Consider the following 26200-nt stretch of genomic DNA (forward strand, 5'->3'; position numbering starts at 1 on the left):
TCCACCGAATATCGTCGAGCTTGGCGATTGGGATTGGGCGGATTTCCGATACGGGAGTCCGCCCTTTTTTTGTGCCGCGAATGCGTGCCGCGCTTAGTGCAGCTTGTGCTTCAGCTGCGACAGTTCTTCATGCGCGCGCATCACGGCGGATTCCACGGAGTGGTCGACCTTGCCGGTGGCGTTTTGGCAGGCCATCTTCGCGCGGTCGGAGCAGGCTTCGAGCTTGTCGATGGCCTCAACGAAGGTCTGCTGATCTTCAGCGCCTTCCAGGCGCGAGTGGCATTGGCGAGCTTGGTCGTCCAGTTGCTGGATCGATTGCTTCAACGAGTCGGGCACGTCCTTGTGCGAGGCACAGGTCCGGGCCAGTTCGGCGATGGTGCTTTCCGCATGTTCAAAACGCTGGCGCAGTTTCTCTGTTTGCATGGAGGGCTCCTGTCGATTGCGTGAAAAGGGCGTTGCCGCCGTATGCACCGTTATGAGGCCGTCACATGGTGCAAAGCGGTGCAACGCCCAATTTCGGCGCAAGCGGCGTGCCGTGTGCGGCAAGCGACGCCGCACCTCCGGATTGTGTTGCGGTGCAAGGATGCTGTGTCAGTCGCGTGGCGCGGGCAGGGCCAGAGAACGCGCCTCCAGGATGCGCTCGGCAACTTCGGCAAAGCCGCCGCCGCCCTCCGCCTCGGTGAGGTAAGTAGGCGGCACGGGCAGCGTATCGATCACGTCCAGCACATTGGCCACACCCACCGAGAGCGGGAAGAACTCGAACATTGCAGCATCGTTGGCAGAGTCGCCCACGAACACCCAGCGGTCGCGCTCGGCATGTAAGTCCAGGCCGAATGCGCGGCGCGCGAGTGACACGCTGGCGCTCAGCTTGTCGTGCTTGCCGAACCAGCCGTTGACGTGAATCGAACTGACCGTGGCATGCATGCCGTGCGTGCGCATGATGTCGACGATATGTTGCACGGCGTGTTGCGGCAGCGGCGGGACTTGCTCCGCATGATCGACAGCGAGATCCGCCGCGTGCCAAGCCTGGTCCGTTGCCAGCGCAGAACCCGGCACGGCGCGCCTGATCTCCGCACCGACTTCACGGATGCGCTCCAGATTGCGCGCGCGCGTTTGCGCGTCGTCAACAAAGTCAGTGGCGAGATGCCCGCGCGAATCGACGCGCATCGCAAACGCGCCGTTCTCGCCGATCACGGCATCCACGGGCCACAGTCGCGCGATGACTTCGCACCAGGCAATCGAGCGGCCCGTGACCGGCACAACCTTGATGCCGGCGCGATGCAGGCGCTCGAGCGCCGAGTACGTCTGCGCGGGAAGCTTCCCCCTCGTGGTGAGGGTGCCGTCCACATCGGTGAAGACGCCAGTGATATTGCGCAGCGCATCATCCGAGAGCTGGTGCAAGGCCAGAGGAACACGTCGCTCGGCGATGAGGGGCGTGGCTTCAGGCGAGTCCGGAGCGGCAGGAGTGGTGGGGGAGGCGAGCATGCTGCGGGTGCAAAAGAGAGTGTCTTGAACCCATTCTAACGGCCGTTGCAAGCCTAACCTTGGAGGGATTTCCCGATTTCTTTGTGACAGAAAGCCAAGTAACATCCCGCTGTCATAAAAATGACCGACCGTGCATATACAGTCGGCGCGCCGTGGGCGGAGCGAGGGAGCCCGCCGGGTCGAAACCAGGAGAAATCATGTCGATCAAGAAGATTGCGGGGGCCGCAGCAGTGCTGGCCGCGTGTACGTTTGCGCAAGGCGCGTACGCGGTGACGGAAATCCAATGGTGGCATTCGATGGAAGGCGCCTTGAACGACAAGGTGAACGAGATCGCCACCAAGTTCAACGCGAGCCAGTCCGACTACAAGATCGTGCCGGTCTACAAGGGCCAGTACGATGAATCGCTGGCTGCGGGCATCGCGGCATTCCGCGCCGGCAACGCACCGGCCATCCTGCAGGTGTTCGAAGTGGGTACCGCGACGATGATGAACGCCAAGGGCGCCATCGTGCCGGTGGCCAAGGTCATGAAGGACGCCGGCGAGAAATTTGATCCGAAGGCCTACGTGCCTGCTGTGGCTGGCTACTACACGTCGAACAAGGGCGAGATGCTGTCGTTCCCGTTCAACAGCTCGACGACGATCATGTATTACAACAAGGACGCCTTCAAGAAGGCCGGCCTTGACCCGAACAAGCCGCCCGCAACGTGGCAGGAAGTGGCCATCGATGCAGCCAAGCTCAAAGCCGCAGGCGTGCCCTGCGGCTACACGACCGACTGGCAGTCGTGGGTGCATCTGGAGAGCTTCTCGGCCTGGCACAACGTTTCGTTTGCGACCGAGAACAATGGTTTTGGTGGCGCAAAGGCTCGCCTGAACTTCAATGGCCCGGTGCAGATCAAGCACATCCAGAACCTGCTCGACATGGAGAAGAAGGGCTACTTCACCTACGCCGGCCGCAAGGACGAGCCGAAGGCGAAGTTCATTGCGGGTGAGTGCGCCATGCACACGGGTTCGTCGGCAGCGCTGGCGAACATCCGCAAGAACGCCAAGTTCAACTTCAGCCCGGCGCCCCTGCCGTACGAAGCCGGCGTGCCCGGAGCCCCGCAGAACACGATCATCGGCGGCGCTTCGCTGTGGGTGATGGGCGGCCACAAGGCTGAAGAGTACAAGGGCGTCGCGAAGTTCTTCTCGTTCCTGTCGCGTCCGGAAGTGCAGGCCGACTGGCACCAGTCGACCGGCTATCTGCCTGTGACCCTGGAAGCGTATGAGCTGACCAAGAAGTCCGGCTACTACGACAAGAACCCCGGCGCTGACGTGGCTGTCAAGCAGATGATCGTCAAGACGACCGACAAGTCGCGCGGCATTCGTCTGGGCAACTTCCCGCAGATCCGGCAGGTGATCGACGAAGAGCTGGAAGCCGTCTGGGCCGGCAAGAAGACGCCGAAGGAAGCGCTGGACACGGCTGTGGCACGCGGCAACGAGCTGCTCGCCCGTTTCGAGAAGACCGTCAAGGAATAAGCGCCGATTCGGTGCTCGTCTAAACCGCCGGCCTCGTGCGTTCGCACCGGCCGGCGGTGCGTTTTTGGAATGTCGCATGGAAAAACGCGTCGTTTTTCGGTCGCGCTGGCTGCCGTATGTGCTGGTGGCCCCGCAGATCGTCATTACTCTGGTGTTCTTCTTCTGGCCCGCGGGGCAGGCGCTGTATCAGTCGCTGCTGCGCCAGGATGCCTTCGGCATCAACCTCGAATTCGTGGGGCTGGAGAACTTTCGTGATCTCTTCAACGATCCGACCTACCTCGGGTCGTTCCAGACCACGGCGGTGTTCGCCATTGGCGTTGCGCTGGTGGGTCTGGGCACCTCGCTGGCGCTGGCGTACTTTGCTGACCGCGCGCTGCGTGGCGCCACGTTCTACAAGACCCTGCTGATCTGGCCGTACGCCGTTGCGCCGGCCGTGGCTGGCGTGCTGTGGAGCTTCCTCTTCAACCCGACGCTGGGCATCGTGTCGTTCGTGATCCGCAAGATGGGCGTGGACTGGAACTTCGTGCTCAACGGCGGGCAGGCGCTGACGCTGGTGGTCATCATCGCGGCATGGAAGCAGATCAGCTACAACTTCCTCTTCTTCCTGGCGGGGCTGCAGAGCATTCCGAAGTCGCTGATCGAAGCGGCGGCCATTGACGGTGCGGGGCCGTGGAAGCGCTTCTGGTCGATCGTTTTTCCGCTGCTGTCGCCCACCACGTTCTTCCTGATGGTGGTGAACGTCGTGTACGCGTTTTTCGACACCTTCGCCATCATCGATTCGGTCACGCAGGGCGGGCCGTTCAAAGCGACGGAGACGCTGGTGTTCAAGGTCTATCAAGACGGCGTGCGCGGTCTCGATATCGGTGGATCGGCGGCCCAGTCGGTGATCCTCATGGCCTTGGTGATCGTGCTGACGATCGTCCAGTTCCGCTACGTCGAACGCAAAGTCCAATACTGAAAGGAGGGCAACCGCACCATGATTGAACGCCGTCCGTTCCTGGACTTCCTCACCCACGTCGTGCTGATCCTTGGCGTGATCGTCGTGGCGTTTCCGGTGTACGTCGTATTCGTCGCATCGTCATTGACGGCCGAAGACGTGCTGCAAGCACCGATGACGCTGATTCCTGGTCCGCACCTCATCGAGAACTACCGCACGGTGCTCACGTCGGGCATGGGCAACTCGGCCACGCCGGTCGGCACCATGCTGATGAACAGCCTGATCATGGCGTTGGGCATCTCGCTCGGGAAGATCGCGATCTCCATCATCTCGGCCTTCGCGATCGTCTATTTCAAGTTCCCGCTGCGCAAGACGTTCTTCTGGCTCATCTTCGTTACGCTGATGCTGCCGGTGGAAGTTCGCATCCTGCCCACGTACAAGGTGGTGTCGGATCTCGGCATGCTGAACACCTACGCTGGCATGACGATTCCGATCATCGCGTCGGCCACGGCCACGTTCCTGTTCCGGCAGTTCTTCCTGACCATTCCCGATGAACTGGCGGAAGCTGCGCGCATCGATGGCGCCGGCCCGCTCAAGTTCTTCTGGGATGTGGTGCTGCCGCTGTCGCGCACCAGCATCGCGGCGCTGTTCGTGATCCAGTTCATCTACGGCTGGAACCAGTACCTCTGGCCGCTCCTGATCACGACCGAAAAGAGCATGACGCCGATCGTGCTGGGCGTGACGCAGATGATCTCCCGCTCCGGCGATTCCGCCACCGACTGGAACCTGCTGATGGCCACCGTGATGCTGGCCATGTTGCCGCCCGCGGCAATCGTGATCGGCATGCAGCGGTGGTTTGTGAAGGGCCTCGTCGAAACCGAAAAGTAAAAGAAGCAAGATGGCAAAACTTTCGCTACGCAACGTGCAGAAGCATTACGCCAACCTCCAGGTCGTGCACGGCATCGACATGGAAATCGGCGACGGGGAGTTCATCGTCATCGTCGGCCCGTCGGGCTGCGGCAAGTCCACGCTGCTGCGCATGGTGGCGGGGCTGGAGCCCATCACCGGTGGTGAAGTGTGGATTGGCGACCGCGTCGTCAACGAACTGGAGCCGGCCGAGCGCGATATCGCGATGGTGTTCCAGAACTACGCGCTGTATCCGCACATGAGCGTGTTCGACAACATGGCCTACGGCCTGAAGATCCGCGGCTTGCCCAAGAGCGATATTCAGGCCCGTGTGGAACAGGCCGCAGGCATTCTCGAACTCGGCAAGCTGCTCGATCGCAAGCCGCGCCAGCTCTCGGGCGGCCAACGCCAGCGTGTGGCCATGGGCCGCGCGATCGTGCGTGAGCCGGCCGTGTTCCTGTTCGACGAGCCGCTCTCCAACCTGGATGCCAAGCTGCGCGTGCAGATGCGCCTGGAGCTGAAGGATCTACATCGCCGTCTGCGCACGACGAGTCTTTACGTCACGCACGATCAAGTTGAAGCGATGACGTTGGCCGATCGCATGATGGTGCTCAACGGCGGGCGGGTCGAGCAGATCGGCACGCCGCTTGAGGTGTACTCGCGTCCGGCCAGCACGTTCGTGGCGGGTTTCATCGGTTCGCCGCCGATGAACCTCGTGCCCGTGTCGCGCCATGCCGGCGGCGGTACGCAGATCCGGGTGGATGGTGCGAAGGAGGGTGAGGCTGCCGCCACGCTGGGCCACCTGCCGATGGGCCTTCACCTGCCCGAGCGCGCGCTGATGGGTTTGCGCCCCGAGCACATCGAGCCGTGCTCTGCTGATGAGGCCATCGCCCTGATCGACGTGCGCGTGGTCGAAGCCCTCGGTGCAGATGCGTTCGCGTACGGCACGCTGGCGGGTCACCCTGTCGTGGTCCGCCTGGAACCGCACGCCAGCGTAAAGGCCGGTGACAAGCTGCCGATCACCGCCTCGGCCGAGCATCTGCACTGGTTCGACCCGCAAACCACGCGCCGCATCGAGGCCCTGGCATGACCGGTGCACGCGTCTTGCCGGCCTGGCCGTATCCGCGTGCCATTGCACACCGTGGCGCGGGCAAGCTGGCGCCCGAGAACACGCTCGCGGCCTTCCGCCATGGCGCATCGTTCGGCTACCGCATGTTCGAGTTTGATGTGAAGCTCTCCGGCGACGGCGTGTCAGTCCTGTTGCACGATGCCACGCTGGATCGCACCACGAACGGCGCAGGCCGCCTCGATGCGCTCACGCGCGGTCAGATTGCGCAACTCGACGCAGGCAGTTGGCACAGCCCCGCCTATGCCGGCGAGCCGGTGCCGACGCTGGCAGCCATCACGCGCTACCTGCGCGCCAACAACTTCCTCGCCAATATCGAGATCAAGCCGGTGCCGGGCGCCGAGTGGCGCACGGGCGCTGCTGTCGCGCTCGACGCCCGCACGTTGTGGGCCGGCGCCGACGTGCCGCCGCTGCTGTCGTCGTTCTCCGAAGAAGCGCTGGCCGCCGCGCGCGAAGCTGCGCCGGAGTTGCCTCGCGCTTTGCTGCTCGACAAACTGCCCGCTGATTGGCTCGATCGCCTGCGTGCATTGGATTGTGTTGCGCTCGACGCCAACCATCGCGAACTGACGCCCGAAATCATTGACGAGGCACACGCCGCAGGGTTTCGCGTCTGCTGCTACACGGTCAATGACCTGGACCGTGCGCAGTTGCTCTGGGGCGCTGGGCTGGATGGGTTGATCACCGATTGGGTCGACCGTATTTCTCCCGCCTGAATGTGATCAAGGCATGGCTTTGACGTGGCATAACAACGGTCCTTTGTCACGTCAAAGAATCAGAATATTGCTTATAAACATGCTATGCTTCCCCTCCGTGAAGACTTAGGTCCTTCCCGCACAACTTGTCTGTAAAAGCTGTCTCGGTACCTCCTTTCTGCATTGCGCGATCCGGTCCGACCAGGTGATTTCAGGCGATTTAGTTTGCGATCCGCTAACCGGTCAAGCCGTGTCGCGGAAGGTTGATGAACCCGCTGAACTCCGGCAGACCCGGAGAAAAGTGAGCGCCCCATGACAGAGCTGTATAAGCAGTACCAGGACACTTCGTACCTGTCCGGCGGTAACGCCGCCTACGTTGAAGATCAGTACGAAGCGTATCTTCAAGATCCCACGTCCGTTAGCGAGGCCCTGCGCGCGTACTTCGATGCGCTGCAGAACGTCCCCGCCGTCGACGGTTCCAACGCCCGGGATATCCCCCACGCCCCCATCGTCACGTCGTTTGCTGAGCGCGCCAAGTCCGGCCCGATCAAGACGATTGTCGCGTCTGCTGATTCCGATATGGGTCGCAAGCGCGTGTCGGCCACGCAGCTGATCGCTGCGTACCGCAATGTGGGCCTGCGTTGGGCCGATCTTGATCCGCTCAAGCGTCAGGAGCGCCCGCCGGTGCCGGATCTCGACCCGGCTTTCTACGGTTTCACCGAAGCCGATCAGGACATCATCTTCAATGCCAGCAACACGTATTTCGGCAAGGAGTCGATGAGCCTGCGCGAGCTGGTCAACAACCTGCGCGAAACGTACTGCGGCTCGATCGGTGCCGAATTCATGTACATCAGCGACCAGGCCCAAAAGCGCTGGTGGCAGGAGCGTCTGGAAACCATTCGCTCTAAGCCGACGTTCTCGGCTGAAAAGAAGAAGCACATCCTGGAACGCCTGACGGCCGCTGAGGGCCTCGAGCGCTTCCTGCATACCAAGTACGTCGGTCAGAAGCGCTTCTCGCTGGAAGGCGGCGAGAGCTTCATCGCGGCGATGGACGAACTGATCCAGCACGCCGGCGCCAAGGGCGTGCAGGAAATCGTGATCGGCATGGCCCACCGCGGCCGCCTGAACGTGCTGGTCAACACGCTGGGCAAGATGCCCGCCGACCTGTTTGCCGAATTCGAAGGCAAGCACGTGGACGACCTGCCGGCCGGCGACGTGAAGTACCACAAGGGTTTCTCGAGCGACGTCACCACCCCGGGCGGCCCCGTCCACCTGTCGCTGGCGTTCAACCCGTCGCACCTGGAAATCGTCAACCCGGTCGTGGAAGGCTCGGTCAAGGCACGTCAGGAACGCCGCGGTGACAAGCACGGCGCGCAAGTGCTGGCAGTGCAGGTGCACGGCGACGCGGCCTTCGCTGGCCAGGGCGTCGTGATGGAAACGCTGAACCTCGCACAAACGCGTGGTTACGGCACGGGCGGCACGATCCACATCGTCATCAACAACCAGATCGGTTTCACGACGTCGGACCCGCGCGACTCGCGCTCGACGCTGTACTGTACCGACGTGGTCAAGATGATCGAAGCGCCGGTCCTCCACGTGAACGGCGACGATCCGGAAGCCGTCGTGCTGGCCATGCAACTGGCCGTGGATTACCGTACCGAGTTCCAGAAGGACATCGCCGTCGACATCATCTGCTTCCGCAAGCTCGGCCACAACGAGCAAGATACGCCGGCGATGACGCAGCCGCTGATGTACAAGAAGATCGGCACGCATCCCGGTACGCGCAAGCTCTACGCAGACAAGCTCGTCACGCAGAACACGCTGAAGACCGAAGAGCCGGACGGCCTCGTGCAGGAATTCCGCGCCGCCATGGACGCGGGCAAGCACACGGTCGACCCGGTGCTGTCGAACTTCAAGAACAAGTTCGCTGTGGACTGGATGCCGTTCCTGAACCGCAAGTGGACGGATGCTGCCGATACTGCTGTGCCGATGGCCGAACTCAAGCGTCTGGCCGAACGCATCACCGCCATCCCCGATCACTTCAAGCTGCACCCGCTGGTTGAGAACGTCGTCAACAACCGCGCCAAGATGGGCAAGGGCGAGCTGTCGCTGGACTGGGGCATGGGCGAGCACCTGGCCTTCGCATCGCTGGTGGCGTCGGGCTACCCGGTGCGTATCACCGGTCAGGACGCTGGTCGCGGTACGTTCACGCACCGCCACGCCGTGCTGCACGATCAGAACCGCGAGCGTTGGGACGCCGGCAGCTACATCCCGCTGCAGAACGTGTCGGAGAGCCAAGCTCCCTTTACGGTGATCGACTCGGTGTTGTCGGAAGAAGCCGTGATGGGCTTCGAATACGGCTATTCGTCGGCTGAGCCGAACACCCTGGTGATCTGGGAAGCCCAGTTCGGCGACTTCGCCAACGGCGCACAGGTGGTGATTGACCAGTTCATCTCGTCGGGCGAAGTGAAGTGGGGCCGCGCCTCAGGCTTGACGCTGATGCTGCCGCACGGCTACGAAGGCCAAGGTCCGGAGCACAGCTCGGCACGCCTGGAGCGCTACCTGCAGCTCTGCGCAGACCACAACATGCAAGTGGTGCAGCCGACCACGCCGGCACAGATCTTCCACCTGCTGCGTCGCCAGATGATCCGGATGTTCCGCAAGCCGCTGATCATCCTGACGCCGAAGTCGCTGCTGCGCAGCAAGGATGCGGTGTCGCCGCTGTCGGATCTGGCCAAGGGCCATTTCGAAACGGTGATCGCCGATACGGCCGAAGATCTGAACGCCGCCAAGGTCAAGCGCGTCGTGGCCTGCTCGGGCAAGGTCTACTACGACCTGGTCAACGCCCGTAAGGAACGTGGCCTGACCGACACGGCCATCATCCGCGTGGAACAGCTCTACCCGTTCCCGCACAAGGCGTTCGCAGCCGAGCTGAAGAAGTATCCGAACCTCGCTGAAGTGGTGTGGTGCCAGGACGAGCCGCAGAACCAGGGTGCCTGGTTCTTCGTGCAGCACTACATCCTCGAGAACATGACCGAGGGTCAGAAGCTGGGCTACGCAGGCCGCCCGGCATCGGCATCGCCGGCCGTGGGCTACTACGCGAAGCACAACGAGCAGCAGAAGGCGCTGATCGATGCCGCGTTCGGCAAGCTCAAGGGCTTCGTGCTGAACAAGTAAGCGACCTCTGCACCAGGGCGGCAGCTTCGGCTGTCGCCTTGGTGCATCTTCGCTCCCGAATTCCACCGTATATCGAATTAGCGCGGCTCCCGCACAAGAGGAGTACGTGCACATGAATCCAAGGAAGCACCGAAATGGCTATCGTTGAAGTCAAGGTCCCGCAGTTTTCCGAGTCCGTTGAAGAGGGCACGCTGATCTCCTGGAAGAAGAAGCCGGGCGAAGCCGTGGCCCAGGACGAAATCCTGATCGAAGTCGAGACCGACAAGGTCGTGCTGGAAGTGCCGGCCCCGTCGGCTGGCGTGCTGGCTGAAGTGCTGGTGGCGGACGGCGCAACCGTGACGTCGGAACAACTGCTGGCCAAGATCGACACCGAAGGCAAGGCAGGCGCTGCCGCCCCGGCTGCTGCTGCACCGGCTCCCGCAGCCGCTGCACCGGCTCCGGCTGCCGCCGCTCCGGCCGCTGCTGCTGCGGGTGGCGTGGCCATGCCGTCGGCTGCCAAGCTGATGGCTGAGAACAACCTGTCGGCTGGCCAAGTGGCCGGCACGGGCCGCGATGGTCGCATCACCAAGGGCGACGTGCTGGGTGCCGTGGCCGGTGGCGCCAAGCCGGCTGCCGCTGCCGCTCCGCAAGCCGCTCGTCCGGCGCTGCAGCAAGTGGCTGCACCGGTAGATTTCGCCGCCCTGGGCGACCGTCCGGAAGAGCGCGTGCCGATGAGCCGCCTGCGTGCCCGTATCGCCGAGCGCCTGGTGCAATCGCAATCGACCAACGCCATCCTCACCACCTTCAACGAAGTCAACATGAAGCCGGTGATGGACTTGCGCGCCAAGTTCAAGGACCAGTTCGAGAAGACCCATGGCGTGAAGCTGGGCTTCATGTCGTTCTTCGTGAAGGCGGCTGTCCACGCGCTGAAGAAGTACCCGGTCATCAACGCCTCGGTTGACGGCAACGACATCGTGTACCACGGCTACTTCGACATCGGTATCGCTGTCGGCTCGCCGCGCGGCCTGGTGGTGCCCATCCTGCGCAATGCCGACCAGATGAGCCTGGCCGATATCGAGAAGAAGATTGCCGAATTCGGCCAGAAGGCCAAGGACGGCAAGCTGACGCTCGACGACCTGACCGGCGGTACGTTCTCGATCTCGAACGGCGGCACGTTCGGCTCGATGCTGTCGACCCCGATCATCAACCCGCCCCAATCGGCCATCCTGGGTGTGCACGCCACCAAGGACCGTGCTGTGGTGGAGAACGGTCAAGTCGTCGTTCGCCCGATGAACTATCTGGCCATGTCCTACGACCACCGCATCATCGACGGCCGCGAAGCCGTGCTGGGCCTGGTGGCGATGAAGGAAGCGCTGGAAGACCCGGCCCGCCTGCTGCTGGATCTGTAAACCTGCCCACGGTCCTACTGCGCGACCCGATCTTGAACCTGCGATGCTCGCCGTACCCGTGTACGGCTGCGCTTCTCGCTCCAACCTCGGGCCGCTCGCTACAGACCGTGAACAGGTTTAAACCGATTGTTGACGTTCCCGCTTAAGCGGGAACGACAGACCAAAGGATTTCTCCATGAGCAAAGAATTTGACGTGCTGGTGATCGGCGCCGGCCCCGGCGGTTACATCGCCGCCATCCGCGCTGGTCAGCTCGGCCTGAACGTGGCCTGCTGCGAAGACAACGCCTACGACGATCCGAAGGGCGAGCCGCGCCTGGGCGGCACCTGCCTGAACGTCGGCTGCATTCCCTCGAAGGCGCTGCTGGCCTCGTCGGAAGAGTTCGAGAACGTGAACCACCACCTGGCCGACCACGGCATCACGGTGGACGGCGTCAAGGTCGACGTGGCCAAGATGCTCAAGCGTAAGGACGACATCGTCGGCAAGATGACGAAGGGCATCGAGTTCCTGTTCCGCAAGAACAAGGTGACGCTGCTCAAGGGCCACGGCAAGTTCGTCGGCAAGACCGACGCCGGCTATCAGGTCGAGATCGCGGGCAAGGCCGGCACGGAAGTCGTGACCGCCAAGCACGTGATCATCGCCACGGGCTCGAAGGCTCGCCACCTGCCGGGCGTGAAGGTCGACAACGTGACCATTGCCGACAACGAAGGCGCACTGAAATTTGGCGAAGTGCCGAAGAAGCTGGGTGTGATCGGCGCTGGCGTGATCGGCCTGGAGCTGGGTTCGGTGTGGCGCCGTCTGGGTGCCGAAGTGACGATTCTCGAAGCGCTGCCGAGCTTCCTCGGTGCGGCTGACGAATCGGTTGCCAAGGAAGCCAACAAGCTGCTGACCAAGCAGGGCCTGAAGATCAACGTCGGCGTGAAGGTCGGCGAGATCGAATCGTCGGGCAAGGGCGTGAAGGTGAACTACACCGATGCTGCCGGCGCTGCGCAAGTGCTGGAGTGCGACAAGCTGATCGTGTCGATCGGTCGCGTGCCGAATACCGACAACCTGGGCCTGGAAGCGATCGGCTTGGCGGCGGATCAGCGTGGCTTTATCGAGGTGGATGAGCACTGCGCGACCAAGCTGCCGAACCTGTGGGCGATCGGCGACGTGGTGCGCGGCCCGATGCTCGCGCACAAGGCTGAAGACGAAGGCGTGGCCGTGGCCGAGCGCATCGTCGGTCAGAAGCCGCACATCGACTACAACTGTATTCCGTGGGTCATCTACACCTACCCGGAAATTGCGTGGGTCGGCAAGACCGAGCAGCAGCTCAAGGCCGAAGGCCGCGAGACCAAGGCCGGCCAGTTCCCGTTCATGGCGAACGGCCGTGCTCTGGGCATGGGCGCATCCGACGGTTTCGTCAAGGTCATCGCCGACGCGAAGACCGATGAAATCCTGGGCGTGCACATCGTGGCAGCCAACGCCTCGGACCTGGTTGCCGAAGCCGTGGTGGCGATGGAGTTCAAGGCTGCAGCCGAAGACATCGGCCGCATCTGCCATCCGCACCCGTCGATGTCGGAAGTGATGCGCGAAGCTGCGCTGGCCGTCGACAAGCGTCAGCTCAACATGTAAATCGCAGGCCGCAAGGCAAGCACGATGCCCGGTGAATCCACAAGATTGCCGGGCATCGGTCCATTTGGGCCCGCAAACGGTGCCTCATGCAGAACAAGCAGATGAACGTCCAGGAAACCTACCTGCAGGAACTGAAGGCGCGCGGCTATCAGCCCGACGAAGCGCAACAACGCGCCGTCGATCGTCTGCAGCGGTGCTACGACGAATGGGTCGCCTACAAGGCCCGTCGATCGAATGCGCTGCGCAAGATGCTCGTGCGCCCCGATTTGCCGCGTGGCGTCTACATGTGGGGCGGGGTCGGGCGCGGCAAGTCGTTCCTGATGGATGCGTTTTATAGCTGCGTGCCGTTGGTGCGTAAGACGCGCCTGCACTTTCACGAGTTCATGCGCGAAGTGCATCGCCAACTGGAAGAACTGCGCGGCCGCGCGGATCCGCTGGACGAGCTGGCCCGGCGCATCGCCAAGCGCTACCGCTTGATCTGTTTTGACGAATTCCACGTCAGCGACGTTGCCGACGCGATGATCCTGCACCGCTTGCTCGATCAGTTGTTTGCCAACGGCGTGCAGTTCGTGATGACATCCAACTATCGGCCCGACTTGCTGTATCCGGACGGCTTGCACCGCGACCGTGTGCTGCCGGCCATTGCGCTGCTGCAGGAGAAGCTCGACGTCCTCAACGTCGATGCGGGCGTCGACTACCGCAAGCGGGCGATGGAGCAGGTGCAGGCGTACTACACGCCGCTAGGCGCCAAGGCCAACTCGGCGCTGCGCGATGCGTTCGCTGCGGTGGCCGGAGTGCCGGACGAGTCCCCGGTGCTACGCATTGAGCACCGGGAGATTCGCGCGGCGCGCAAGGCGGGCGGGGCGGTGTGGTTCGATTTCGCCACGCTGTGCGGGGGGCCGCGCTCACAGAACGATTACCTGGAAATCGCCTCACGCTTTCACACCGTCATCCTGGCCGATGTGCCGAAGATGACGCCGCGCATGGCGTCTGAAGCGCGCCGCTTCACGTGGCTGGTCGACGTGTTCTACGACCACAAGGTCAAGCTGCTGATGTCGGCGGAGGTGCCGGCGGACGAGCTGTACACCGAAGGCCAGATGGCCAACGAATTCCAGCGCACCGTATCGCGCATCGTCGAGATGCAGTCGCGCGAATACCTCGAGGCACCTCGCCGCGAAGTGGACACGTCACTGACCTGAGCGTGCTGAGCCTTGCCTTAGTGTGACGTCGGCGGCGAATTGCGGTGCGACGGCGGGGCCTGCGAGGGCCGCAGGCTTGCGCCAAAGAAGTCCTGTGGCAGGCGCTCGGTCTTGCGGTTGACGTTGCGGAACGCGCCTTCGACCAGCATGGGGGCGACGTTGCTCACATCGGTTTGCGAAGCCATGGTCACGTCTTCGGTAAAGCCGCGTTCGCACAGTTCGCGGCCGGACACTGAATCAAGCAACCACGCTTTCATCATGCCGGTCCGCGACGCCTCGCGATAGATCGCACGAGCGGCGAGCGCTTCGGGCGACAGCGCTTGGGGCAAGAATCCCGCCACCGTTTCCGACAGGTGATGCACGATCGCCCCGGCGGCCAACCAGTCTTCCAGGGCCGGGCGCAGGCTGCCATCAGCCCAGCGCTCTCCTGACGCCACCACGGCCACGCGACGGCCCAGCCGCGATGCGGCTTCCGCCACCGCGCGCGCGTTGCGCAGGCAACCAGCAAACGTCGGCGTCGACCCGGTGGCGAGTGCGAGCGTTGCCCCATTGGGCGAGGGCAGGACCAAGCTGCTGCCGATGGGCAATTCACGCAGCGACGCTGGCGAGAGCGTATACCCCGCCTGGCTGCGGTTGTAGCCCGCCAGCATGGCGCCGGCGCGGCGCGCGAAAGTTTCAGCGCTGGCGTCGCGCCATGGGTACGGATAGATGCGTGCCCCGCGCGCCACGGCCACATCCACACAGGTGCAAAAAGACAGCACGTCCACCACGATGACGGCGTCGCAATGTGGCGCCAGCGCGGATGCTCCGTGCTCACCCCATTCACAGTGGATGTTGTACAGGCTGAATTCGGTTGCCATGTCGCGCCCTCCTGTTTGCCTGGTGCAGCTATTCACTATAGGCGGCCTATTTTTTTTATGGGAGGGTAGGCGTGGTTGATGTGCGCTGAGAATCGCCTGACCGGTGGATTCTTATTGCGCCGTGCTTGATGCGCATCAAGGGCGCGCCCGGGGTTGCTGGCTAGCATCGTCCCCATAATGACGACGATATTCGCCCCCAACCATCCAACCGCGCCGGTTGACGGCATAAGCTCGCCTATCGGCCCGAGCGGGGCAGGCGCGTCGCACGTCACCTGCTATCACTGCGCGTCGCCACTGGACGGCGCCACGGCCGTCCATGCCGACATTGGCGGCAAGTCCCGGGAATTTTGCTGCGCTGGCTGTCAGGCTGTCGCGCAAACGCTGCACGCCTCCGGAATGGGCCACGTCTATGACGGCCCAATCGCCTTCGCCAAGCCGATCGAAGGCGACCGTCGCACCGAAGCCGAAGCCGTTTGGGCGACCTACGATCTGCCCGTCATGCGTGAGCGCTTCGTACGCACACGGGCTGACGGCGCGGAAGAACTTTCTCTTGCCATCAGCGGAATGCGTTGCGCCGCGTGTGTATGGCTGATCGAGCGCGCGCTCTCGCGAGTGCCAGGCGTGCGCGAAGCCACCGTCAATTACGCCACGGAACGCGCGCGCATCGTTGGAGATGCCGGGGCGATGCGGCTGTCCGCGGTATTTGCCGCCATTGCCGACGTCGGATACGAAGCGTGGCCCGACCAGCCATCCGCCCGCCGCACTGCTGAAGCACGTGAGCGTCGCAGCCTGCTGATCCGCTTGGGGCTGGCGATGCTCGGGATGATGCAAGTGATGATGTACGCGTGGCCGGTTTACCTGCACGGCAGCGACATCCCCGTGAGCCAGACGCGCCTGATGCAGTGGGCCAGCTTGATGCTGACCGTGCCGGTGGTGTTGATTTCTGCGCGGCCCATTTTCGTCAATGCTTGGCGGCAAGTGCGGCATGCGCACGTCGGTATGGATGTGCCCGTGGCGCTGGGAGTCGGCGCGGCGTTCATTGCCAGTGTGCTGGCGACCTTGCGCGGTCATGGCGAGACGTATTTCGATTCCGTGACGATGTTCGTCGCTTTCCTGCTGGCGGCGCGCTATCTCGAACTGCGTGCGCGACAGAGTGCTGCTTCTGGCGCTGAAGCGTTGGTGCACCAGTTGCCAGCCACCTGCCGTCGCTTCCATGCCGAAAGCGGCGCGCTGGAAACCATCCCCGTTGCAGCCTTGCAGCAAGGCGATTGCGTGGAAGTGCGCGCCGGCGAAGTTCTGCCCGCCGACGGCACCATTGAACGCGGCACCACTGAGATCGACGAATCGCTTCTCTCCGGTGAAAGCGTGCCGCGTCCGCGTGACGTGGGCGCGACCGTGCTGGCGGGCAGCTACAACGTCGTGAGCGCCATTCGCGTGCGTGTGAACCGCGTGGGCGCCCAGACGCGCCTTGCCGCCATCGTCGATCTGCTGGAACGCGCCCTGTCGGACAAGCCACGTATGGCTGAACTCGCCGATCGTGTGGCCGGGCGCTTTGTGGCAGTGCTGCTCGGTTGGGCGCTGCTGACGGCGATCGCGTGGTGGTGGATCGATCCGACTCGCATGTTTGCCGTCACCGTGGCGGTGCTGGTGGTGAGCTGCCCATGTGCGTTGTCGCTGGCCACGCCGTCTGCATTGGCCGCAGCCAGTGGCGCGCTGGCACGGCGCGGTGTGCTGGTCACGCGCGGTCACGCGATCGAGAGCCTGGCAGCCGTGACGGACGTGCTGCTCGACAAGACCGGTACGCTCACCGAAGGGCGTCTGCGCTTGCTGAGCATCGAGACGTTCGCCGATGTGGATGCCGAGCACTGCCTCGCATTGGCGTGCGCGATGGAGCAATCCGAGAATCATCCGATCGCCCGGTCGTTGCGCGCCGCCACCTCCGCTGAAATGCTTTTGCCAACGTTGGGGCGCGTGACGAATGTGCCGGGGCAGGGCGTGTATGCCGCGGCTGATAACCAGTTGGTGCGTCTTGGTACGCAGTCGTTCGCAGCAGCGCGCTACGCAGATCAGCCGGTTGCTTCCATTCGTTACGGCACGCAAGCGCCGATGGAGGAAGTGCCACCGGCGGCCGCATGCACGTCGATCTGGCTCGGCCGCGATGGCCAACCGCTCGCGCGCTTCACGCTGGCCGATACGCCACGTGCCGATGCGCCCGCATGCTTGAGCGCGTTGCGTGCACAAGGATTGCGCCTGCATCTCGTTTCCGGCGATGCGCCAGAGACCGTGCACTGGTGGGCCAACCGCCTTGGCATCGACCGCGCCGTGGGCGGCGCCAGCCCCGAAGACAAACGTGCCTATGTGCGCCAGCTGCAGGCAGACGGCGCTCGCGTGCTGGCCGTCGGCGACGGCATCAACGACGCGCCGTTGCTCGCGCAGGCGCAGGTCTCCATCGCCATCGGGTCGGGTGCGCCGCTGGCCCAGGCCGGCGCGGATGCCATTCTCACCGAGCCTCGCCTGTTTGCCATCAGCGAGGCCGTGTCGATTGGCCGTCGCACGTTGCGCGTGGTGCACCAGAACCTTGGCTGGGCCTTCGCTTACAACGCGATCAGCATTCCGCTCGCCACGCTTGGGTGGCTGTCGCCGCTGGTAGCGGGCATCGGCATGTCGGTGTCGTCGTTGCTGGTGGCGCTCAATGCGTGGCGTTTGTCACGTGCCGCTTAAGGAGCCGAAATGGAAACGCTGTTCCTGCTGATTCCGCTGTCGCTGATGTTGGTGGTGGCGATTGTCGGAGTGCTGTGGTGGGCCGTCGGCTCGGGCCAGTACGACGATCTCAAGGCGCCTGCTGAATCGATTCTGCTGGACCCTGATACCCCGGCGCGTGACGCAGTGTCGCGGGACGGAACTACTTGACCACGTTGGCTGGGGTGCCTTGACGCACGTCAAGACTCGAATATCGCCCCATTCTTAACATGACCCTATCAAACCAACACTCTCGGGGAGCAAGCATGCAATCGTCCAGCGCGTTGCAGCCCACCCAGACCTTCAATTACCGCGTTGTTCGCCAGTTCTCGATCATGACGATCGTCTGGGGCATCGTCGGTATGGCGGTCGGTGCGCTGATCGCGGCCCAGTTGATCTGGCCGCAACTGAATTTCGGGGTGCCTTGGCTGACCTACGGCCGGCTACGCCCTCTGCACACGAATGCCGTCATCTTTGCGTTTGGCGGCAGCGCGCTGTTTGCGACGTCTTACTACATCGTGCAGCGTACCTGCCAGGTGCGTCTGCTTTCCGACAAGCTTGCTGCCTTCACGTTCTGGGGCTGGCAGGCAGTGATCGTGGCGGCTGCCATCACGCTGCCGCTGGGCTACACAAGCTCGAAGGAATACGCCGAACTCGAATGGCCGATCGACATCCTGATCACCGTGGTGTGGGTGGCTTACGCGATCGTGTTCTTCGGCACAATCGCCAAGCGCAAGACCCGGCACATCTACGTGGCCAACTGGTTCTTCGGCGCCTACATCATCACGATTGCTCTGTTGCATATCGTCAACAACGCTGAATTGCCGGTGTCGATGTGGAAGTCGTACTCGGCCTATGCCGGCGTGCAGGATGCGATGGTGCAATGGTGGTATGGCCACAACGCAGTGGGCTTCTTCCTGACCACCAGCTTCCTGGGCATGATGTATTACTTCGTGCCCAAGCAGGCCGAACGCCCGATCTATTCGTATCGCCTCTCGATCGTCCACTTCTGGGCGCTGAACTTCACCTACATGTGGGCGGGTCCGCACCACCTCCAATACACGTCGCTGCCCGACTGGGCGCAGTCGCTGGGCATGGTGTTCTCGCTCATTCTTCTGGCACCGTCGTGGGGCGGCATGATCAACGGGATCATGACCCTGTCGGGTGCCTGGCACAAACTGCGCACCGATCCGATCCTGAAGTTCCTCGTGGTGGCGCTGTCGTTCTACGGCATGGCGACGTTCGAGGGCTCGATGATGTCCATCAAGACCGTGAATGCGCTGTCGCACTACACCGACTGGACGATCGGCCACGTGCACTCCGGCGCCCTGGGCTGGGTGGCGATGATCACCATCGGCTCGATGTACTACATGATCCCGCGCCTGTTCGGCCAGCAAAAGATGTACAGCACGCGTTTGATCGAGGTCCACTTCTGGGTGGCGACCATCGGCGTGGTGCTCTACATCGCCGCCATGTGGGTTGCCGGCGTGATGCAAGGCCTGATGTGGCGCGCCACCGAGGCTGACGGCACGCTGACCTACAGCTTTGTCGAAGCGGTGAAGGCAACGTACCCGTTCTACCTGATTCGCTTGGCTGGCGGTCTGTGCTTCCTGGGCGGCATGCTGCTGATGGCATTCAATGTGTTCAAGACCATCCAGGGCAGCAAGGCCATCGATGCACCGATTCCTCAATCGGCCCAGACCCCGATGGTCGCGGCTCAGTGAGGAGGGGAACATGAGCAACCAATCCAACAAGTTTTTCTCGCACGAGACGCTGGAAAAGAACATCGGTCTGCTGATTGTGATGACGCTCGTCGTCGTCAGCATTGCGGGCCTGGTGCAGATCTTGCCGCTCTTCTTCCAGCATTCGACCACTGAACCGGTCAAGGGCATCGCCCCGTATTCGCCGCTGCGGCTGGCGGGGCGCGACATCTACATCCGCGAAGGCTGCGTTGGCTGCCACTCGCAGCAAGTGCGTACGCTTCGCGCCGAGACCGAGCGCTATGGCCACTACTCGCTGGCTGGCGAGTCGGTGTTCGATCACCCGTTCCTGTGGGGCTCCAAGCGTACGGGCCCGGATCTGGCGCGCGTTGGGCAGCGCTACTCCGACGACTGGCATCGCATCCATCTGCGCGATCCGCGTGAAGTGGTGCCCGAGTCGAACATGCCGTCGTATGCGTGGCTCTCGAAGACGCCGCTGGACAACAGCGACATCGAGAAGAAGATGCATGTCTTGCGTCAGCTGGGTGTGCCTTATACGGATGCCCAGATCGCCGGGGCGCGCGAGCAACTGGCAGGCAAGACCGAAGAAGATGCCGTGGTCGCCTATCTGCAAGGCCTTGGCGTAGAGCTGCGTAACGTCCGGGACGTGGCTGTTGCTCCGGCGGCGGCGCCTGCCACCGTTGCAGCGAAGGAGTAAGCCATGGCCACGCTGAGTGCAATTGCCACTGCCGTCTTCCTCGTGCTGTTCGTCTGCATCACCTGGTGGGCATTCTCCGCGCATCGCCGCGCTGCGAATGCGGAATCGGCCATGCTGCCGTTCCTGCTGCCCGATGAGACCGAGGTCGCCGGTGCGCACGCAGACGCGTCGCGCCCGCATCAATAAGGACACAGAATCATGAGCGACTTCATTTCGGAGTTCTGGGGGTATTACATCGCAGCGATCGCCCTGGTCGGCATCGTGTGGTGTGTCTGGTTGCTGTTTTCGCAGCGGCGCATTCAAGTGGCACCCGGGCACAGCGCCGGGGAAGATACGGGCCACGTATGGGATGGCGATTTGCGGGAATTGAATAACCCGCTGCCGCGCTGGTGGATGTGGATGTTCCTGCTGTCGTGCATCTTTGCGTTGGGGTACCTGATCCTCTACCCGGGGTTGGGTTCATACGGCGGCGCGCTCGGTTTCTCGACACGGGGCGAATTGGCCGCGCAGCGTGCTGCAGCCGATGCGCAGGTCCGTCCGGTCTATGCGCGTTATGCCAGCATGGATATCAAGCAGATCGCCGCCGATCCCCAGGCCCACGAGATCGGCCAGCGCCTGTTCCTGAACAACTGCGCGCAGTGCCACGGCTCCGACGCCGGCGGCTCGAAGGGCTTCCCGAACCTGACCGACAGCGACTGGCTGTACGGCGGCGATCCCGAGACGATCCTGACCACCATCACCAAGGGGCGCCACGGTGTCATGCCATCGCTGGCTGCGGTGGTGGATGGCAACCAGGCGGTCAACGTGGCCAACTACGTGCGCTCGCTGTCGGGCCTGTCTTACGACCCGATCAAGGCAGCGCGTGGTGAACCGACGTTCAAGTCGGTCTGCGCGGCCTGCCACACGGCAAGCGGCAAGGGCAATCAGACACTTGGCGCACCTAACCTGACCGACCGCGTCTGGCTGTACGGCAGTTCGGAAGCAACCATCGTCGAGACCATCCTCAAGGGTCGTGACAACACGATGCCGGCACACGAGAACCTGCTCTCACCAGAGAAGATCCGCATGCTGGCGGCCTATGTCTGGGGTCTGTCGAACAGCAACACGAGTCACGCGCAATGAGCGACAAAGAACCAGCCTGGCGTCCGATGACGCCCGCCACCGCGGCGGCGGGCGCCGAAGACGCACCCACCGAGCAGATGCTCTATGAGGTCCGGCGCAAGATTTATCCGCGCGCCGTGACCGGCGCCTTTGCGCGTTGGCGAGTCTGGCTGGTTCTGGCCACACAAGCCATCTTTTATGGCCTGCCGTGGTTCCAGTGGAACGGTCGCCAAGCGGTGCTGTTCGACCTAGGCGCACGCAAGTTTTACCTTTTTGGGCTCGTGTTGTGGCCGCAGGATGTCATCTATCTGACGTTGCTGCTGGTGCTGTCGGCGCTGGCGCTGTTTCTATTTACGGCGGTGGCGGGGCGCCTCTTTTGCGGCTATGCCTGTCCGCAGACGGTCTACACCGAGATTTTCATGTGGATCGAGCGGCATATCGAAGGAGATCGCTTCGCGCGCATCCGCCTCGACGGTGAGCGTTGGAGCCTGCGCAAATTCCGCCTGAAGGCCGCAAAGCATTCGGCCTGGATCCTCATTGCGCTCTGGACGGGCTTCACCTTCGTCGGTTTCTTCACGCCGATCCGCGATCTGGGCATGGAGACCTGGACGCTGTCTCTCGGCCCCTGGCAGACATTCTGGATGCTGTTCTACGCATTTGCGACGTGGGGCAACGCTGGTTTCATGCGCGAGCAAGTCTGCCGCTACATGTGTCCCTACGCTCGTTTCCAGAGCGTGATGGTCGATCCTGATACCTACGTCGTGACGTATGACACGCAGCGCGGCGAGCCGCGCGGCAGCCGCTCGCGCAACGCCGATTTCGAAGCTCAGGGTCTGGGTGCTTGCGTCGACTGCAGCATCTGCGTGCAGGTGTGCCCCACCGGCATCGATATCCGCCAAGGGCTGCAATACGAATGCATCGGTTGCGGTGCTTGCATTGACGCCTGTGACCAGGTCATGGACAAGATGCGCTACCCGCGGGGTCTGATCCGGTACACGTCGGAACGCGCGATGCTTGATCGGCTCAGCCCGAAGGAAGCCCGGCGACATCTGCTGCGCCCGCGCGTGCTGATCTATACGGGGATCATGCTGGTGCTCGTCACGGGGTTCATCGTGGCGTTGGCCATGCGGCAGCCGCTCAAGGTTGACGTCATACGTGATCGTGGCGCACTGGCGCGTGAAGTGGACGGCGGCAAGATCGAGAACGTTTATCGCCTGCAACTGATGAACGCGTCCGAGCACCCCATGCGCGTGACCATCGCCGCAGAGGGCATGCCGGAACTGGACGTGCAGGGCGGTCAGGGCGAGTCCACCACACTGGAGCTCCCGCCGGCGGCTAACCGGCTGCTGCCAGTGCGCGTGCGCCGGCCGGCTGACGATGCCGCCCCCGGCTCGCACAAGATCCGTTTCGTCATCCATGCAGACAGCGGTAGCGACAGCCTTGTACTGCGCGAACCGTCGAGCTTCATCGTGCCGCGCTGATGCGGCATCCCCAACAGGAGGCAACGATGCACGCAACGCAATCTTCCGCACAGGCCCGTCCGTGGTGGCGCGAGCCTTGGCCGTGGCTGCTGATGGCAGGGCCTTTCGTCGCCATGGTCGGCTGTGGCGTGACCATCTGGCTGGCAATGTCGCATCCCGATGCTGTCATTCACGACAACGTCGTACGGCGCGGTTTGGTCGTCGAAAAGATGGCTGGCGCACCGGTGCATGCCATTCACACGGAGGCCCGATGAAGCGTCGACTGCTGATGTGGATTCTGTGGCCGGCATTTCTGTCGGCCGCCCTGGCTGAGCTGGTGGTCTTCGCGGTGGTAGACCCCGCCGACCTGCGCTTTTTCGGCGAACAGATCACGGTGTCGGCCCAGGCGGTCTACACCGTGTCGTTCTTTGTGTTCTGGTTGTTGTGCGGATTGTCGAGCGCGCTGACGCTCTATGTGTCGCCTGGCATTGGCAAGCTGGAAGCGCATGAGCACCCGCTGGTCTGAGCGGGCGCCATGGACGGCAGCTTAGGCCGCCTGACCGCTCATGACCTGGCGCAGGCCGGCCAGGTCGATCAGCTTGACGTGGCGTTGGCGGATCTGGATGAGACCTGCTTCGGCAAAGCGCGAGAACAGGCGGCTGACCGTTTCGAGTTTCAGGCCAAGATAGCTGCCGAGTTCTTCGCGGCTCATGCGCAGGACAAACTCGGTCGACGAATATCCGCGCTGGGCCGAACGCTTCGACAGGTTGAGCAGGAAGGCTGCGAGACGCTCCTCCGCACGCATGGAGCCCAGCGTGAGCAGCATCAGATGATCCTGCGAAATCTCCTTGCTCATGATGCGCAGGAACTGATGCTGCAGCGAAGGCAGCCGGCGCGAAAGGTGCTGCAACTCGTCGTAGCGCACCACGCAGACTTCGGTATCTTCAAGCGCGGTGGCGTCCGACACGTGGCGCATATCGCCAATACCATCAAGCCCGACGATCTCACCCGGCAGGTGGAAACCCGTGATCTGATGCCGGCCGTCTTCAAGCGTCAGATGGGTTTTGAGCGTGCCGAAACGAATGCCGTACACCGCCTCCAGCGGCTCACCCAAAGAATAGAGCGATTGCCCCTTCTTAATGCGGATGCGCTCGCCGACCAAATCGTCCATCTTGCGCACGTCGTCCGAGTTCATTCCCACCGGCAGGCAGATTTGCCCGAGTACACAGGTGGAGCAACGCGAGGCTTGGTCGGTAAGTGCGATTCGAGTGAGCACGGGCGGGGGCGAATTTCGGGAAAGTGAAATGAGTAATTCTTGTTGTACAGCGCCAGCTTATTATAACGGCGACCTTCTTGTCCTCGGACATTTCCGATGGGGCAAAACGCGTCAATTAGGCTTAGTTCGCAACAGTAAAACGAAAACCTTGGTCCATATCAAAAGAGCGTCAGAAAGATGAGTGCCGCGGCGCTTCTGAGCGTTTTCCTGATTGCATTGCTCGGCGGTGTGCATTGTCTGGCGATGTGCAGCGGTATCGCACTCGCGGCCGAACGTGGCGCTGTGGCGGTGCGGATCGTGTCCCGTCGCCGGCTCTGGTTTGAACAGGTCGTCATGCATGCCGGCCGGCTGTCCACCTATGCGTTGCTGGGCGCAATCATGGGTGCGATGGGCGCGACCGTCTGGCGCCAGCAATGGCTGCCGATTCAACGCGGCTTGTTTGCTTTCGCTAGCGCATTGCTGGTCGCCTATGGGGTTTTACTGCTTGTGCGTTCCGCTGGAGATGCGTGGCGGAGTGTGTGGCTTGAGCGCTTGCTTGGCCGCGTGGCAGGTGGCCTGTCTCGAGGGGCTGCCACGCTGGGCGGTAGGCTGCAGCGTCAGCCGCCGCTGCTGCGCCGCTATCTCACGGGTATGGCCTGGGGGCTGGTGCCGTGTGGCATGGTCTACGGCGCATTGGCTGTGGCGTTGTTGGCAGGCAACGCCGCCTCCGGCGCCGTGGTCATGCTCGCCTTTGGTGCCGGTACGTTGCCCAACCTGCTGATGATGTCTGGTCTGGCTGGGTGGCTGCGCGGGCTGTCGCGCCAGCGATGGGCGCGGGGCGCGGCCGGCATCGCCATCGCCGGGTTTGGGGTCTGGGGGCTGTCTCACGCAATCTGGTTGCCAGAGATGCTTAACGCACACGGATTCTGTCTGGTGCTGTAGGCGCTCAGGCAGCCGAAAATTGCCAATCGTCCCATGATGGAAGGCTAGGACATCTTCCCGGTTGCGGCGCCGCTGGAAATTGCCCTACAATCAACCACAATTCGATTCGCCACCCGCGCAAATCAACAATCCTAAGCGCGGCGCCAAGCGATGCCATCCAGCGGTAGAGTCCCCTGGACAGTCGATTCGGGCGGGCTGCCGTTCTTCTTGGTAGTCGTCCGGTGCAGTATCCGTCCCCATGGCGGCGGAAGAAATTGCCCTTGTGGTGCCTGACCGGCACCGGATCAACTCGCTCCTCCGGCCCTACTTTGCGGGCATAGCCACTGCGTTTCGGTGCAGGATCCAATTGAATTAATTGGTCTTCGCGCGCCGGGCCCGGGCGGGCAAAAGCATTCAGAAATGCCGCGTGCTTCGCGGTGGGACGACAAACCTCAAGCGTGACGGCGACTGGCCGCGCGCGAGCAATGACGAGCCGCTCAACCCGATGAATACCCAAGAGGCGAAGATCGTCCTCGAAACCGCGCTGATCTGCGCGCAGGACCCGTTGCGAGTCAATGACTTGCGCAAGCTCTTCGACGAAGATGTGTCCGCAGACACCATCCGTGTGCTGCTCGAAGAGCTGCGCCAGGATTGGTTGAATCGAGGTGTCGAACTGGTCGCGCTGGCCTCCGGCTGGCGCTTGCAGAGTCGCCCGGAAATGCGCGTGTACCTCGATCGCCTGCACCCGGAAAAGCCGCCCAAGTACTCGCGCGCTGTGATGGAAACGCTGGCGATCATCGCTTATCGCCAGCCGGTCACTCGCGGTGATATCGAAGACATTCGCGGCGTGACGGTCAACACGCAGGTCATCAAGCAGATTGAAGATCGTGGCTGGATCGAGGTTATCGGTCATCGCGACGTGCCGGGCCGCCCCGCGCTGTATGCGACGACCAAGCAGTTTCTCGACGACCTTGGATTGCGCTCGCTGGACGAACTGCCGCCGCTTGAAGATGCCCGCGCCCAGGCGCAGGCGAGCTTGCTGGAGCAGGGCGCCATCGAATTTGAGGGCGGTGCAATTGCTGTGGAAGAGCTGACTGCGCTCGTCAACGACGCGCCGGAAGGCGCTGAGAGCGCCGAGGTTTCGGTGCAGGAATCGGCTCGGTCGCCGGTTGCCGAGGCTTCCGTTGAGGTCATCGTTGAAACGCCGGTGCCGCCTGCTGAGGTTGCGGCGGGTGACGAGCCAGCGCTGGAAACCGAGTCGCAGGCGCTGAGTGCGACCGAGGTTCCATCCGAAGATGAGTACAAAACACCGGTCGAGCCGCCTGCGGCTCCGGCCAATGAACATTCGTAATGCCATGGCAGCCGAGCAGTCGGCGCATGGTCTGAACCCTTAGATTTGAAAGACGTTGT

24 protein-coding genes are annotated in these 26200 nt (G+C 62.9%); 20 read left to right on the plus strand and 4 right to left on the minus strand.

All coding sequences use genetic code 11. The annotated features are described in order from the left end of the window. Nucleotides 1–93 precede the first annotated feature (93 nt). Nucleotides 94–423, minus strand: coding sequence for a hypothetical protein (locus tag ACU8YE_RS02845; protein WP_024975937.1), 330 nt, complete (start codon nt 421–423; stop codon nt 94–96). A gap of 168 nt (nt 424–591) precedes the next feature. Further along, nucleotides 592–1485: an HAD family hydrolase gene (locus tag ACU8YE_RS02850; RefSeq protein ID WP_232042535.1), complete on the minus strand. Its 894-nt coding sequence runs from the start codon at nt 1483–1485 to the stop codon at nt 592–594. Between the two features lie 197 nt (nt 1486–1682). On the opposite strand from ACU8YE_RS02850, the gene ugpB reads away from it, so the two are divergent. The 9 genes from ugpB to zapE all read left to right on the plus strand — a co-directional run bounded on the left by ugpB (nt 1683) and on the right by zapE (nt 14036). Next, nucleotides 1683–2999, plus strand: coding sequence for a sn-glycerol-3-phosphate ABC transporter substrate-binding protein UgpB (gene ugpB, locus ACU8YE_RS02855; protein WP_232042536.1), 1317 nt, complete (start codon nt 1683–1685; stop codon nt 2997–2999). 76 nt (nt 3000–3075) lie between these two features. Further along, nucleotides 3076–3957, plus strand: a complete 882-nt coding sequence (gene ugpA, locus ACU8YE_RS02860; protein WP_232042537.1) for a sn-glycerol-3-phosphate ABC transporter permease UgpA — start codon at nt 3076–3078, stop codon at nt 3955–3957. Between the two features lie 18 nt (nt 3958–3975). After that, entirely contained in the window at nt 3976–4824 is an 849-nt protein-coding gene (gene ugpE / locus ACU8YE_RS02865) for a sn-glycerol-3-phosphate ABC transporter permease UgpE (protein ID WP_045204226.1), read from the plus strand. A gap of 10 nt (nt 4825–4834) precedes the next feature. After that, a complete protein-coding gene (locus ACU8YE_RS02870) occupies nt 4835–5932 on the plus strand; it encodes a sn-glycerol-3-phosphate import ATP-binding protein UgpC (protein ID WP_316868831.1) in 1098 nt (365 codons plus the stop codon). Continuing rightward, complete coding sequence (ugpQ, locus tag ACU8YE_RS02875; RefSeq protein WP_440076988.1) at nt 5929–6681, plus strand: glycerophosphodiester phosphodiesterase; 753 nt, start codon at nt 5929–5931, stop codon at nt 6679–6681. Before ACU8YE_RS02870 ends, ugpQ begins: the two co-directional genes overlap by 4 nt. Before the next feature lie 291 nt (nt 6682–6972). Next, nucleotides 6973–9837, plus strand: coding sequence for a 2-oxoglutarate dehydrogenase E1 component (locus ACU8YE_RS02880; protein WP_232042540.1), 2865 nt, complete (start codon nt 6973–6975; stop codon nt 9835–9837). A 134-nt stretch (nt 9838–9971) separates the two neighbouring features. Continuing rightward, the gene (odhB, locus tag ACU8YE_RS02885; protein ID WP_024975929.1) at nt 9972–11225 is read left to right on the plus strand and encodes a 2-oxoglutarate dehydrogenase complex dihydrolipoyllysine-residue succinyltransferase; all 1254 of its coding nucleotides are present in this window, start codon (nt 9972–9974) and stop codon (nt 11223–11225) included. Nucleotides 11226–11400: 175 nt separating this feature from the next. After that, nucleotides 11401–12837 (plus strand): dihydrolipoyl dehydrogenase, encoded by a 1437-nt coding sequence (gene lpdA, locus ACU8YE_RS02890; RefSeq protein ID WP_092971425.1) that lies wholly within the window; start codon nt 11401–11403, stop codon nt 12835–12837. 101 nt (nt 12838–12938) lie between these two features. Continuing rightward, nucleotides 12939–14036 (plus strand): cell division protein ZapE, encoded by a 1098-nt coding sequence (gene zapE, locus ACU8YE_RS02895; RefSeq protein WP_232042995.1) that lies wholly within the window; start codon nt 12939–12941, stop codon nt 14034–14036. A 17-nt stretch (nt 14037–14053) separates the two neighbouring features. On the opposite strand, the gene ACU8YE_RS02900 is transcribed toward zapE, so the two are convergent. Then, nucleotides 14054–14896 (minus strand): 2-phosphosulfolactate phosphatase, encoded by an 843-nt coding sequence (locus ACU8YE_RS02900; protein WP_232042542.1) that lies wholly within the window; start codon nt 14894–14896, stop codon nt 14054–14056. 177 nt (nt 14897–15073) lie between these two features. On the opposite strand from ACU8YE_RS02900, the gene ACU8YE_RS02905 reads away from it, so the two are divergent. The 9 genes from ACU8YE_RS02905 (at nt 15074) to ACU8YE_RS02945 (ending at nt 23140) form a co-directional block, all read left to right on the plus strand. Beyond that, the gene (locus ACU8YE_RS02905) at nt 15074–17617 is read left to right on the plus strand and encodes a heavy metal translocating P-type ATPase (RefSeq protein WP_446928052.1); all 2544 of its coding nucleotides are present in this window, start codon (nt 15074–15076) and stop codon (nt 17615–17617) included. A 9-nt stretch (nt 17618–17626) separates the two neighbouring features. Then, nucleotides 17627–17806: a cbb3-type cytochrome oxidase assembly protein CcoS gene (gene ccoS / locus ACU8YE_RS02910; RefSeq protein WP_232042544.1), complete on the plus strand. Its 180-nt coding sequence runs from the start codon at nt 17627–17629 to the stop codon at nt 17804–17806. 95 nt (nt 17807–17901) lie between these two features. Further along, complete coding sequence (gene ccoN, locus ACU8YE_RS02915) at nt 17902–19359, plus strand: cytochrome-c oxidase, cbb3-type subunit I (protein ID WP_232042545.1); 1458 nt, start codon at nt 17902–17904, stop codon at nt 19357–19359. A 10-nt stretch (nt 19360–19369) separates the two neighbouring features. Then, nucleotides 19370–20053, plus strand: coding sequence for a cytochrome-c oxidase, cbb3-type subunit II (gene ccoO / locus ACU8YE_RS02920; protein ID WP_012435344.1), 684 nt, complete (start codon nt 19370–19372; stop codon nt 20051–20053). A gap of 3 nt (nt 20054–20056) precedes the next feature. Beyond that, complete coding sequence (locus tag ACU8YE_RS02925) at nt 20057–20239, plus strand: cbb3-type cytochrome oxidase subunit 3 (RefSeq protein WP_232042546.1); 183 nt, start codon at nt 20057–20059, stop codon at nt 20237–20239. Nucleotides 20240–20251: 12 nt separating this feature from the next. Then, a complete protein-coding gene (gene ccoP / locus ACU8YE_RS02930) occupies nt 20252–21175 on the plus strand; it encodes a cytochrome-c oxidase, cbb3-type subunit III (protein WP_232042547.1) in 924 nt (307 codons plus the stop codon). Then, nucleotides 21172–22635: a cytochrome c oxidase accessory protein CcoG gene (gene ccoG / locus ACU8YE_RS02935; protein WP_446928053.1), complete on the plus strand. Its 1464-nt coding sequence runs from the start codon at nt 21172–21174 to the stop codon at nt 22633–22635. The genes ccoP and ccoG overlap by 4 nt, the downstream gene beginning before the upstream one ends. A gap of 26 nt (nt 22636–22661) precedes the next feature. Further along, nucleotides 22662–22889, plus strand: coding sequence for a FixH family protein (locus ACU8YE_RS02940; RefSeq protein ID WP_446928054.1), 228 nt, complete (start codon nt 22662–22664; stop codon nt 22887–22889). Next, a complete protein-coding gene (locus ACU8YE_RS02945) occupies nt 22886–23140 on the plus strand; it encodes a hypothetical protein (protein ID WP_004626404.1) in 255 nt (84 codons plus the stop codon). The genes ACU8YE_RS02940 and ACU8YE_RS02945 overlap by 4 nt, the downstream gene beginning before the upstream one ends. Nucleotides 23141–23161: 21 nt before the next feature. Here the strand turns inward: ACU8YE_RS02945 and fnr are convergent, their stop codons facing one another. Continuing rightward, nucleotides 23162–23890: a fumarate/nitrate reduction transcriptional regulator Fnr gene (fnr, locus tag ACU8YE_RS02950; RefSeq protein WP_080633364.1), complete on the minus strand. Its 729-nt coding sequence runs from the start codon at nt 23888–23890 to the stop codon at nt 23162–23164. A 177-nt stretch (nt 23891–24067) separates the two neighbouring features. On the opposite strand from fnr, the gene ACU8YE_RS02955 reads away from it, so the two are divergent. Together ACU8YE_RS02955 and scpB are read left to right on the plus strand one after the other, a co-directional pair. Further along, on the plus strand, nt 24068–24811 hold the full coding sequence (locus ACU8YE_RS02955; RefSeq protein WP_446928055.1) for a sulfite exporter TauE/SafE family protein: 744 nt from the start codon (nt 24068–24070) through the stop codon (nt 24809–24811). A 484-nt stretch (nt 24812–25295) separates the two neighbouring features. Continuing rightward, nucleotides 25296–26141, plus strand: a complete 846-nt coding sequence (scpB, locus tag ACU8YE_RS02960; protein ID WP_446928056.1) for an SMC-Scp complex subunit ScpB — start codon at nt 25296–25298, stop codon at nt 26139–26141. The last annotated feature ends 59 nt before the right edge of the window (nt 26142–26200 follow it).

Source organism: Ralstonia sp. VS2407 (assembly GCF_052950655.1).

Excerpts from the sequence above, each read along its gene's own strand:
- ACU8YE_RS02845 (WP_024975937.1), bottom strand. The coding sequence starts at position 423 with ATGCAAACAGAGAAACTGCGCCAGCGTTTTGAACATGCGGAAAGCACC.
- ACU8YE_RS02850 (WP_232042535.1), bottom strand. The coding sequence starts at position 1,485 with ATGCTCGCCTCCCCCACCACTCCTGCCGCTCCGGACTCGCCTGAAGCC.
- ugpB (WP_232042536.1), top strand. The coding sequence starts at position 1,683 with ATGTCGATCAAGAAGATTGCGGGGGCCGCAGCAGTGCTGGCCGCGTGT.
- ugpA (WP_232042537.1), top strand. The coding sequence starts at position 3,076 with ATGGAAAAACGCGTCGTTTTTCGGTCGCGCTGGCTGCCGTATGTGCTG.
- ugpE (WP_045204226.1), top strand. The coding sequence starts at position 3,976 with ATGATTGAACGCCGTCCGTTCCTGGACTTCCTCACCCACGTCGTGCTG.
- ACU8YE_RS02870 (WP_316868831.1), top strand. The coding sequence starts at position 4,835 with ATGGCAAAACTTTCGCTACGCAACGTGCAGAAGCATTACGCCAACCTC.
- ugpQ (WP_440076988.1), top strand. The coding sequence starts at position 5,929 with ATGACCGGTGCACGCGTCTTGCCGGCCTGGCCGTATCCGCGTGCCATT.
- ACU8YE_RS02880 (WP_232042540.1), top strand. The coding sequence starts at position 6,973 with ATGACAGAGCTGTATAAGCAGTACCAGGACACTTCGTACCTGTCCGGC.
- odhB (WP_024975929.1), top strand. The coding sequence starts at position 9,972 with ATGGCTATCGTTGAAGTCAAGGTCCCGCAGTTTTCCGAGTCCGTTGAA.
- lpdA (WP_092971425.1), top strand. The coding sequence starts at position 11,401 with ATGAGCAAAGAATTTGACGTGCTGGTGATCGGCGCCGGCCCCGGCGGT.
- zapE (WP_232042995.1), top strand. The coding sequence starts at position 12,939 with ATGAACGTCCAGGAAACCTACCTGCAGGAACTGAAGGCGCGCGGCTAT.
- ACU8YE_RS02900 (WP_232042542.1), bottom strand. The coding sequence starts at position 14,896 with ATGGCAACCGAATTCAGCCTGTACAACATCCACTGTGAATGGGGTGAG.
- ACU8YE_RS02905 (WP_446928052.1), top strand. The coding sequence starts at position 15,074 with ATGACGACGATATTCGCCCCCAACCATCCAACCGCGCCGGTTGACGGC.
- ccoS (WP_232042544.1), top strand. The coding sequence starts at position 17,627 with ATGGAAACGCTGTTCCTGCTGATTCCGCTGTCGCTGATGTTGGTGGTG.
- ccoN (WP_232042545.1), top strand. The coding sequence starts at position 17,902 with ATGCAATCGTCCAGCGCGTTGCAGCCCACCCAGACCTTCAATTACCGC.
- ccoO (WP_012435344.1), top strand. The coding sequence starts at position 19,370 with ATGAGCAACCAATCCAACAAGTTTTTCTCGCACGAGACGCTGGAAAAG.
- ACU8YE_RS02925 (WP_232042546.1), top strand. The coding sequence starts at position 20,057 with ATGGCCACGCTGAGTGCAATTGCCACTGCCGTCTTCCTCGTGCTGTTC.
- ccoP (WP_232042547.1), top strand. The coding sequence starts at position 20,252 with ATGAGCGACTTCATTTCGGAGTTCTGGGGGTATTACATCGCAGCGATC.
- ccoG (WP_446928053.1), top strand. The coding sequence starts at position 21,172 with ATGAGCGACAAAGAACCAGCCTGGCGTCCGATGACGCCCGCCACCGCG.
- ACU8YE_RS02940 (WP_446928054.1), top strand. The coding sequence starts at position 22,662 with ATGCACGCAACGCAATCTTCCGCACAGGCCCGTCCGTGGTGGCGCGAG.
- ACU8YE_RS02945 (WP_004626404.1), top strand. The coding sequence starts at position 22,886 with ATGAAGCGTCGACTGCTGATGTGGATTCTGTGGCCGGCATTTCTGTCG.
- ACU8YE_RS02955 (WP_446928055.1), top strand. The coding sequence starts at position 24,068 with ATGAGTGCCGCGGCGCTTCTGAGCGTTTTCCTGATTGCATTGCTCGGC.
- scpB (WP_446928056.1), top strand. The coding sequence starts at position 25,296 with ATGAATACCCAAGAGGCGAAGATCGTCCTCGAAACCGCGCTGATCTGC.